8 protein-coding genes are annotated in these 9346 nt (G+C 66.0%); all 8 read right to left on the minus strand.

The window, feature by feature from the left end:
* Positions 1-2: 2 nt before the first annotated feature.
* Positions 3-662 (minus strand): 50S ribosomal protein L3, encoded by a 660-nt coding sequence (gene rplC / locus ACZ0AA_RS09030; RefSeq protein ID WP_056312872.1) that lies wholly within the window; start codon positions 660-662, stop codon positions 3-5.
* Between the two features lie 8 nt (positions 663-670).
* On the minus strand, positions 671-979 hold the full coding sequence (gene rpsJ, locus ACZ0AA_RS09035) for a 30S ribosomal protein S10 (protein ID WP_017201594.1): 309 nt from the start codon (positions 977-979) through the stop codon (positions 671-673).
* Between the two features lie 861 nt (positions 980-1840).
* Positions 1841-2053: a hypothetical protein gene (locus ACZ0AA_RS09040; protein WP_053099214.1), complete on the minus strand. Its 213-nt coding sequence runs from the start codon at positions 2051-2053 to the stop codon at positions 1841-1843.
* A gap of 155 nt (positions 2054-2208) precedes the next feature.
* Positions 2209-3159, minus strand: coding sequence for a M23 family metallopeptidase (locus tag ACZ0AA_RS09045; RefSeq protein ID WP_400341766.1), 951 nt, complete (start codon positions 3157-3159; stop codon positions 2209-2211).
* 68 nt (positions 3160-3227) lie between these two features.
* On the minus strand, positions 3228-3734 hold the full coding sequence (locus ACZ0AA_RS09050) for a hypothetical protein (protein ID WP_463512700.1): 507 nt from the start codon (positions 3732-3734) through the stop codon (positions 3228-3230).
* 78 nt (positions 3735-3812) lie between these two features.
* Positions 3813-5324 (minus strand): sugar transferase, encoded by a 1512-nt coding sequence (locus tag ACZ0AA_RS09055; RefSeq protein ID WP_463512701.1) that lies wholly within the window; start codon positions 5322-5324, stop codon positions 3813-3815.
* Positions 5325-5393: 69 nt separating this feature from the next.
* Entirely contained in the window at positions 5394-7133 is a 1740-nt protein-coding gene (locus tag ACZ0AA_RS09060) for a DUF4012 domain-containing protein (RefSeq protein WP_463512702.1), read from the minus strand.
* A gap of 73 nt (positions 7134-7206) precedes the next feature.
* Entirely contained in the window at positions 7207-9279 is a 2073-nt protein-coding gene (locus tag ACZ0AA_RS09065; RefSeq protein WP_400866046.1) for a glycoside hydrolase 5 family protein, read from the minus strand.
* Positions 9280-9346 lie beyond the last annotated feature (67 nt).

The following is a 9346-nucleotide window of genomic DNA, read 5'->3' on the forward strand; positions in this document are numbered from 1 at the left end:
GATCAGGCACCCTTCACTGCGTTGCGGACGTAGACGATACGGCCACGAGCACCGGGGACGGCGCCCTTGACGAGCAGCAGACCCTTCTCGATGTCGACGGCGTGCACCGTGAGGTTGAGGACGGTCACGCGCTCGCCACCCATACGGCCGGCCATGCGCATGCCCTTGAAGACGCGGCTCGGGGTCGACGATGCGCCGATGGAGCCGGGCTTGCGGTGGTTGCGGTGCGAACCGTGCGAAGCCGAGACGCCCTTGAAGTTGTGACGCTTCATGACACCGGCGAAGCCCTTGCCCTTGCTCGTGCCGACGACGTCGACGAGCTGGCCGGCTTCGAAGGTGCCGTCGACCGTGAGCTCCTGGCCCAGCGAGTAGTCGCCGGCATCCGCGGTGCGGATCTCGGTGACGTGACGACGCGGCGTGACGCCAGCGGCCTCGAAGTGAGCGGTCAGGGGCTTGTTCACCTTGCGCGGGTCGATCTGGCCGTAGGCGATCTGAACGGCGTTGTAGCCGTCCTTCTCGGGGGTACGGATCTGCGTGACCACGTTCGAGGCGAGCTCGATGACGGTGACGGGAACGAGCTTGCCGCTCTCGTTCCAGACCTGGGTCATACCGAGCTTGGTGCCCAGCATGCCCTTGGAAATCTTGGAGTTGATGTCAACCATGTCCGACCTCAGAGCTTGATCTCGATGTTGACATCGGCAGGCAGGTCGAGACGCATCAGCGAGTCGACAGCCTTGGGCGTCGGGTCGACGATGTCGATCAGACGCTTGTGGGTGCGCATCTCGAAGTGCTCGCGGCTGTCCTTGTACTTGTGGGGCGACCGGATGACGCACACGACGTTCTTCTCGGTCGGCAGGGGCACGGGGCCGACGACCGTTGCGCCCGCGCGGGTCACTGTGTCGACGATCTTGCGTGCGGACGTGTCGATGACCTCGTGGTCATACGACTTCAGGCGAATGCGGATCTTCTGTCCCGCCATTGTCTGCTCTCTCTCTTTAAGCGTCTTACCGACCTGGGCCGGGTGACCCAGGGGCATTGGACGCACGTCGGCGCTGTTCGCGCCTCGGCACTCAGACGGCTCTCGCGAGTCGATCTGCTGCACCACTGTTCTGCTGTCATCCCGCACGCTTCGCATCGAGCGGGTGTCCGACCTCCGCCGCGCACGGCGAAGCCCTCGTGATGAAGATGTCGGGATCGTTCTGCCACCCGCGGCCTAGGTCCCTGCGCGCCTGCGCCGCCTATGCACTGTCGTGATGGTGATCCAGCCACGCTGAGCGCGCCGGAATGTCGAACCTGTCTATTCTGCCACGGCCGATTTCACTTGCGCAAACCCGGGCGTGTCGCATTCGCTGTGCATCCCCTGAACGCATCCGTCAGCGGTCCGATCGACGCCGTCGCGACGCCCCGATCGACCGTCAGAGAGAGGGTGAGAGCGGGGCGAGGCATCCCCATGCCTCGCCCCGCTTGGGGAGGGCGTTCAGTGCGAGGGGGCACACCGAACGCGAGGATTCCGGCGTGAAGGGACGCCGGGATCCTCGACCGAGGGCGCGGCGAAGAGACCGCCGCGCGGGCGGGATGACGTCTGAGCGCACAGAGTGCGCGCGTCGCACGATGATCCCCAAAATCGTTATCCCCAGTTTGACGCGGCGAACCGCGTGAATTCAGGACGTCGAACCCCTTCGACATCCCTGATCGCAAGTTCCCCAGGCGATCGTCATCCATTCTAAGGGGACGCTGCGGTGAAACGCGATACCGCGGGGCGGAATACTTGGTGCCGGATGCAGAAGAGCGGCGACTCCTCCGATGGAGGAGCCGCCGCTCTCGGTGTCAGGCGAGAGTCCTACTCGTTGCCGACGGCCTTGTCGGCGCTGTCGCGGATCTCGTCGATCTTGTCGGCGGCCCCGGGCGCGATCTTCTTGGCGAAGTCGGCGACACCGTCGAGCACCTTGTCGCTGATGTCCTCGGCCTGCTCGCTCTTCACTGCCTCGGCGATCTTGTCCTTGTTCTGCTCGTACAGATCTTTGCCCTTGTTGACAGTCTCATCGATACCCATTGCGGGCCCCCTTGTATCCGTTCTGATGCGGCGGATCCCCGACGCACGTTCATTCTGCACGCAACCGGTCGCGGGCGGAAGACGTTCGGACGGGAACGTCCTCCGAACACGACCCCCGCTGCTGCGACACCGACACTCGAGCGGAGGATGTGCGGCTACGACTGCCAGTAGTTCTTCTTGAACACGACCTGCTGCACCCTGATACCCGGATTGAGAGCACGGATATCGGCATACAGGCGCAGCGGACCCGACAGGAAGTACGGCAGCGTGTAAAGGCCGTATGTCGGAGAGTTCGCTGCGGTTGCCTTAGTCGCCGGGACCTCGAGCATCGGTTGCGGGGATGTGCTCACAACCCCTCCGCTGCCATTGAGGGTCTGTGCCACGACGCGGACCTGGAATCCCTTGGTGACCCCGGTCGCCGTGAGATAGAGCGAGAGCTCGCCCGTCTCCTTGATGGTCGCGCTGCTCTCAGCCAGCCAGAAGGCACCGGGGGCAACCGGTATGCGAGCCCACGCCCCCTCCGGCAAGACAGCGTTCCACGACAGTGTCGATGACTTATGGGTGGGCACAGGATCCTCCGCTGGGGGCTGGTAGGGACCGGTTTCGACGTAGTTCTCGAAGTCGACCGAGTTGGTGAATCCCAGCTGGAGCGGCGTGCCGCCGATCCAGAGGGAGACGTGGACATGGGGGCCGTAACCGGCATCGCTGCCGAAACCGGACGCGCCCGAGTAGGCGATCACCTGTCCGCGAGCGACACGTGCACCCAGGGGAACCGTGCTCGACTGCAGGTGCAGATAACGGATGTAGTTGCCGTCGTCGGCCCGAAGCGCGAGGTAGCGTCCGGTCGCGGTCGTCGTCGAATCCTTCCGATCGACGATCACTCCGTTCGCGGCCGCCCGGATCTGCGTGCCGGTGATCACCGCATAATCGGTGCCCGGCTCGCCCGAGGGCGGATTCCGGTTCTTGTGCCCTTGCCAGGAGCTCGAGATGCGGACGTCTCCACACGGCCGAAGGTAGGTCCCCGCCGCGGTCGCGCTGAGACCCGGCGAGAACAGGTCCCACCCCACGGCGGAAGCCCCGACGACCCCGCCGGCGGCGATCAGCATCGCGCGCCGAGAGAGGAGCGGCTGTGGTGAGCGGCTGGCCGAGGGCTCAGCGTCCCCCGCGTCGCACACTAGCGGTCGCCGCCTTCGTTCTCGCCGCGGATCAGGTTCTCGATCTGCTCCTCCGGGAGTGGCTCGAGTGATGCCGACGACATGCCGAGCTCAGGCGCGGAGGGCGAGCCTCCGATCGTGCACTGGGCCTGCGCCTCGAGCCCGGAGGCCTGCGCCGGAACCAGCACGAGCCATTCTGGAGTGACCGACCGCTTCTCGATGCGGGTGTCTTCGATGGTGAAGGCGACGTCGGCGGGGAATGCCGAGAGCGTCGCGTCGATGCAGATCTGCGCCAGCTCTCCACTCTCGAAACCACCGAAGCCGTCGGACGGAGTCTCCGTGGGCTCCGGGCTGACCGAGGGGTCGGGAGTGGGGTCTGCGGCCGACGGGCTGGGATCGGGAGTCGAGGCCGTCGAGGTCGGCACCGGGCTCGACGCGCTCGGCAGCGCAGCGCAACCCGAGGCACCACCGACGAGGAAGACGACCAGAGCACTCGCGGCGACACACCGAGCAAGGGGGGATCTCATGATTTTGAATGTACCCAGCGCCTGGCCTCAGCCGTGGATGCGACGCGGACAGTCGCGGGGAATCTTCGCGACTATCGCTCAGTGCGCCGTGACACCGGGGGCGACCACCGTGCGGACGGTGCGGAACAGGATGATGAGGTCCTGCATGAGCGACCAGTTCTCGACGTAGTACAGGTCGAGGCGGATGGTCTCCTCCCACGACAGCGAAGAGCGTCCACTCACCTGCCACAACCCGCTCATGCCGGGCTTCACCAGCAGGCGGCGATGCGCGAAGTCGTCGTACAGCGCGACTTCCGTGGCGCGCTGAGGCCGTGGACCCACCAGGCTCATGTGCCCGAGGAACACGTTGACCAGCTGAGGCAGCTCGTCGATGGAGTGCCTGCGGAAGAAGCGTCCGACTCTGGTGATGCGCGGATCGTCGTTGATCTTGAACAGCGGCGTTCCTGCATCGCCCTGCAGATCGAGGAGGGTCGCCAGCTGGTCGTCGGCATCCGCCACCATCGATCGGAACTTCAGCATGCCGAAGGTGCGCCCTCCGCGGCCGATCCGTTCCTGACGGAAGAAGATGCCCCCGGGTCCGTCGATACGGATCGCGATGGCGGCGATCAGGAAGACCGGCGACATGAGGACGAGCAGCAGCGAGGAGCCGACGATGTCGAAGGCCCGCTTGAGGAAGCGCTTGGCACCTTCCATCCGCGGGAAGTCGACGTGCACGAGAGGCAGACCGGCGACGGGCGTCGCATGCATGCGAGGTCCGGCGATGTCCGTGAGCACCGGGGCCATGATGAGCTGGATGTCGCGGTCGGACACCGAATACCCCAGGCGGCGCATCGTCAGTGGGTCGAGATCATCGGACCCGACGATGATCAGCGCATCGAAGCGCACCTCGTCGAGCACTCTCTCGACGTTCGCGATGTCGCCGAGCACCTCGAAGCCCGAGATGTCCGCAGCGGAGGTGGTCTCGGTGATCACTCCGAGGATCTCGTACCCGCTGCTCTTGGCACGCCGGATCTCGCGCCCCACGAGGGCGACCTTCGACGGCTCGCCGATCACCACCGCCCTGTGCAGATACCGCCCCGTCTTCTGCCGCCCACGCAGCCACTGCCTGCACATCCACCGCGACAGGAGGAGCAGCACGAGTCCGAGGGGGAAGACGACCGCGACGAGCGCGCGCGAGAGCTCCATGCCGAGGAAGAACGCGATGGCGACGGTGACCGCGAACACGGCGACCGACGCGTTGACGATGCGGCGGTACTCATCAGCCCCGTGCCCCACCGTGTGACGGTCGCGGGAATCCGTCACGTCGAGAGCTATCAACCACAGGATGCCGATCAGCGCGAGCACCAGGAGATACGACACTCGGGGCCCGCCGGGCCAGGAGACACCGGTCAGCAGCCCCGGAAGCACGATGATCGCCGCGATGATGAGTGCGAGCAGGACGACGACGACGTCGTTGTAGAAGAGACGACTCGCGTAGAGCCGAGTCCATGCGACTCGCCGGGCTTTCTTCATCTGCACCGGGGCGGTGTTCCTCGGCTCACGCGCGGCGCTGGAGCCACCGTGCTCGAGTTGAACGACGACGACACTCACCCCCCTTGACTGCGCTGACGTCAGAACGCGTGCAAGTATATCGGGCTGCCGCCGAGCCGGGGATAGACCTCAGCCGGCGCAGTCGTCGGTGACGACGGGCTTCTCTCCCCGCACCATCGGGTTCGTCTGCACCGCGAGCGGTCCGTAATCGCCGTCTGATCCGACGAACGTCGCCGTCACGTCGATCGAGTCCCCTGGGTCGAACCACGCCTCGAACGCGACGACCGGTCGGCCGAGGTCATCGATGTCGCGGTGCATGACCGACACCTCGTCGCCGTTGAAGGTGGCGTCGCTCAGCGTCGTTCCCGGAGGACCGTAGATGAAGATCCAGTCACGGAACCGGGCGCCGAAGGTCATGCTCTGCACATAACGGGGCAGCGCCTCGGCCTGACGTTGGGTCAGCGGCAGCGTGAGCGAACCCGTGGCTGTGAACGTCGTGTTGCCCGCCTCGCAGATCGCCGTGGCCGTCGTCGCGGTCTCCGTGAAGTAGTCGATCTTCGAGCCGTTGCTGTTGTTGAAATAGATGCCGACCGTCGTCGCATCGGAGTTGTCCGTCGGAAGAACGCCGCTGATCCTTTCGCCTTCGATCGCGGCGGCGACCTGAGCGTCATCACTCCAGGCGAGCACGCTGCCCTGCGACGCGCTCTCCGTGATCGCCCACATCATGTCCTTCAGATCGAAGTCCCCGGAGGCGATCTGGTCGAACACTGCCGCGGCGGTGTCGGCGAAGAATCCATCGACGAGTTCGGGTTCCTTGTAGGAATCCCAGCGTCCGTAGACCTCGCTCAGCAGCAGCGAGACCGCGTTCTCTTCGGAGAGGACCTCGCCCGACGCGAGCTCGATCGGACCAGTGGCCTTGAGGATGCGCGACAGCGCCATCGGATCGATCGAGACCACCCCGGCGATCTCGTCGTCAGCGATGTCTCGCTGCCACCAGGCGCGCATGATCTTCGCCGCGGTGGGGAAGTCGGGGCGACTCATGCTCGTGTTGATGTGGTCGACGAGGTAGCTCGTGTACAGCTGGATGGCGCTCGGCGGGACGTCGACGTCGACCGCGACGCCGTTCTGGTAGTTGCCGCTGTCGCCCTGCGCCCCGATCGAGATCGTGCCGTTCTCGACCCGCACGAGGGTCTGCGCGGCAGCACTGCCTCCGAGGGCGAGTGTCTCGGCGTTGTTCTGGAAGACGAGCAGATAGTTGCGCGCGCCTTCGCCTCCGAGCAGCGTCGGGAGCACTCCGATCATGGGGGCGGCCGCCGACATCACCTCGTCGACCTGGTCGACGCCCTCGCGCACGACCGACACGAGGAAGGGAGACTGCGAGACGGACTCCAGCCCGTCCGCGAGCTCGGTGATGTGCGTCGCCTGATCGTCGGTGGCCTCGAGCAGCCGCTCCGTGATCGATCCCGTCGAATCCTCATCGCCCATCACGGGCAGTGCGACACCGTTGACGAGCGCGTCGAGCGACTGTGCCGCGAGGCGCACGCCCTTGAGGTTGTCGCCCACGACGGGGACCCACTCCATGACCCACCACACCGGATCGGATGCCGCGGCACCGGCGCTCGCAGCGCTCTCGGACAGCTCGGGGAGGACCTCGTCGACCTCGGCGCCTCCGTCCTGGATCTGACCGATGAGCTCTTGGCTCTGGATCAGCCCGTCCTTCACGGTGATGGCGCGGAGCCCGACCCAGCACACCGCGAGGAGGAACGCTATGACGACGAGAGCGAGAATCACCCAGACACGACGTCGTCGACGCTGACGGCCCGACTTCTGCTCGTCGATGCTCTGCGCATCCTGACTACCTGCGCTCATGGTCGACTTGCCTTTCGTGCTGGAGTGATCTGGTGAATTGTACTGGCGACACCTGAGACCGTCTTCGCGGCGCTCACTCCGCTACCGATGAGATGAAGATCGGAGACGCGCCGAGGGTCAGAGTGACCTCGCCGCCCTCGGGGACGATCGACTGCGTCTGCCCGGACATGTCGGTGACCGTCAGCGGGACATCGGAGGCGAAGGTGCGCTGCACCTCGCCCTGCTTCGCCCACGCGATGCGCGTCTCGTCGCCTTCCGACCCGAACACCTCCACCGTGGTCGTGTCGTCGGATTCATCCGAGGCGAAGGCCTTGTCGCGCAGCTGTGTGATCATCAGCGCCTGAGCGAAGGCCCCGGGCTTCGGAGCCAGAGCGACGACGTCCGCTCGCGGCGAGTTCTCGTAGAGTCCGAAGTTCGACTCCCCCGCGGCGGGGTCGGCAGCGTCGTTGACGAGGTCGTACCAGAAGTACTTCTCCACGCCGTTTGCAAAGGCAAGGGCCTGGTTGCGCACCATCATCTGCCCCTGCTCGAGCACGGAGACCCCGTCGTAATGCGTGGGGAATCCCATCTCGGTGACCCACACAGGCCGCGTCTCCCCCGCGAACTCCTGCATGTCGGCGTAGGACTGCTGCACCGTGCCGGCGATCAGATCGGCGTCGCGATTGATCCACGACTCGTAGGGGTGGTAGCTCGCCGCGTCGGTCACGGCCATGCCGCCGGCCTGCCAGAACCCGGTGAACCACTCGCTGTCGTAGAGGGCGGTGGAGCCCGTGACTATGGGGAGGTCCGGATACGCCGTGCTGACGTGGTCGCGGACGGCCTGCGCGATCGGCACGTAGCAGGCGGGCGCCGGCCCGCAGGCCGTGTCGTTCTCGCGATGGTTGAACTCGTTCAGGACTTCGAGACCGACGAGATCGAACCGGTCGGCGACGGCCTTCGCATAGGCGCCGTATGCCTGGATCGCCGCCTCGTTGCCCGGCGCCTTCCTGGCACCGTAGAGCCTGTTGCCGTACACGACGAGGCCCAGCAGCTTCACGTCGTTCGCGTGCATGCGCTCGAACTCGCGCACATAGTTCTCGTCCCACACGTACTGGCCGGCGACCTTCTCGTTCCGCTCCCACGAGATGTCGTTGCGCACCTCGGCGAAGCCGATCGCGGCCGCCAGAGATCCGGTGCCGATGAAGGCCTCCTTCTCGACGTGCGCTCCCACGCCGAAGCGCCCGTCCTGGCTCACGGAGAAGCCGTCGGTGTCGATCACTGCGACGTCCGTCTGGATCTGCCGCCCGGAGGAGTCGTTGACGGCGACGGTGTAGTGCCCCTGAGTCACGCCGGTCAACGGCAGGGCCGAGAGAGGGCCTGCGGATCCGAACTCGCCGGTGATCGGCTCACCGCCGGCCGTCGATGTGGCGCTCCACTGCACGGGCCCCTCAGCGAGGGAGACGGCGAGCACCGCGGATTCATCCGTCATGACGAGTGAGTCGTTGACGATGCCCGCCGGAGTCTGCACGGCTTCGAAGGAGCCGTTGGGCACGAGGTTGTCGGTGCCGGCCGCGGTGATCGACACGTCGTCGATCCCGAACCCGCGCACGGCACCGGAGAGCACGACATCCAACGTCGATGCGGCGGGCTGATCGGCCGTCGAGGTGAACGGGAACTCGATCGTCTCCCATTCCGCATCCAGCTCGGGAAGCGTGAAGGTCTGGCCTCCCGCGGTCAGGCGAACACCGGTCTCGGTCTTCTCCTCGGCGAGCACCCGCACCGAGGCGGTGAGCGTGTATTCCGTGTCCGGCGCGAGTGCGACGGGAGCGGTCGCGGCGACGATGTCCGCATCATCAGCCGGGGCATCCACCCGCAGAGACACAGCGCCCTGGGCGGCGTCGCCGACTTCGGGCAGAACCGTGCCGACCACTCTGCGGTCTGCGAGTGTCCATCCGTCGACCGATGCGCGTGCCACATTCGTCACCGGAACCACGGCCGGCGACTCGGTCACGACCGGCTCGGGAGAAGCCTCAGGAGAGGCGTCGGCCCGAGGCTGCGCCTGCTGCCCGGAGATGACCATCGCAGCAGCGGCACCTCCTCCGACAAGGAGCACGGTGACCGCGCTCGCGATGATGATCGTCTTCTTCGTCGCGCGCAGCGCCATCATGCTCTTCCCCCGAATGTTCGGTTTACAACATATCGGGTCGAAGTCGAGACGAAGCTGACAGCCCGCG

It is taken from the genome of Microbacterium sp. AC035, from assembly GCF_979258485.1.

Coding starts and splice junctions, on each gene's coding strand:
- rplC (WP_056312872.1), bottom strand. CDS start 662: ATGGTTGACATCAACTCCAAGATTTCCAAGGGCATGCTGGGCACCAAG.
- rpsJ (WP_017201594.1), bottom strand. CDS start 979: ATGGCGGGACAGAAGATCCGCATTCGCCTGAAGTCGTATGACCACGAG.
- ACZ0AA_RS09040 (WP_053099214.1), bottom strand. CDS start 2,053: ATGGGTATCGATGAGACTGTCAACAAGGGCAAAGATCTGTACGAGCAG.
- ACZ0AA_RS09045 (WP_400341766.1), bottom strand. CDS start 3,159: ATGCTGATCGCCGCCGGCGGGGTCGTCGGGGCTTCCGCCGTGGGGTGG.
- ACZ0AA_RS09050 (WP_463512700.1), bottom strand. CDS start 3,734: ATGAGATCCCCCCTTGCTCGGTGTGTCGCCGCGAGTGCTCTGGTCGTC.
- ACZ0AA_RS09060 (WP_463512702.1), bottom strand. CDS start 7,133: ATGAGCGCAGGTAGTCAGGATGCGCAGAGCATCGACGAGCAGAAGTCG.
- ACZ0AA_RS09065 (WP_400866046.1), bottom strand. CDS start 9,279: ATGATGGCGCTGCGCGCGACGAAGAAGACGATCATCATCGCGAGCGCG.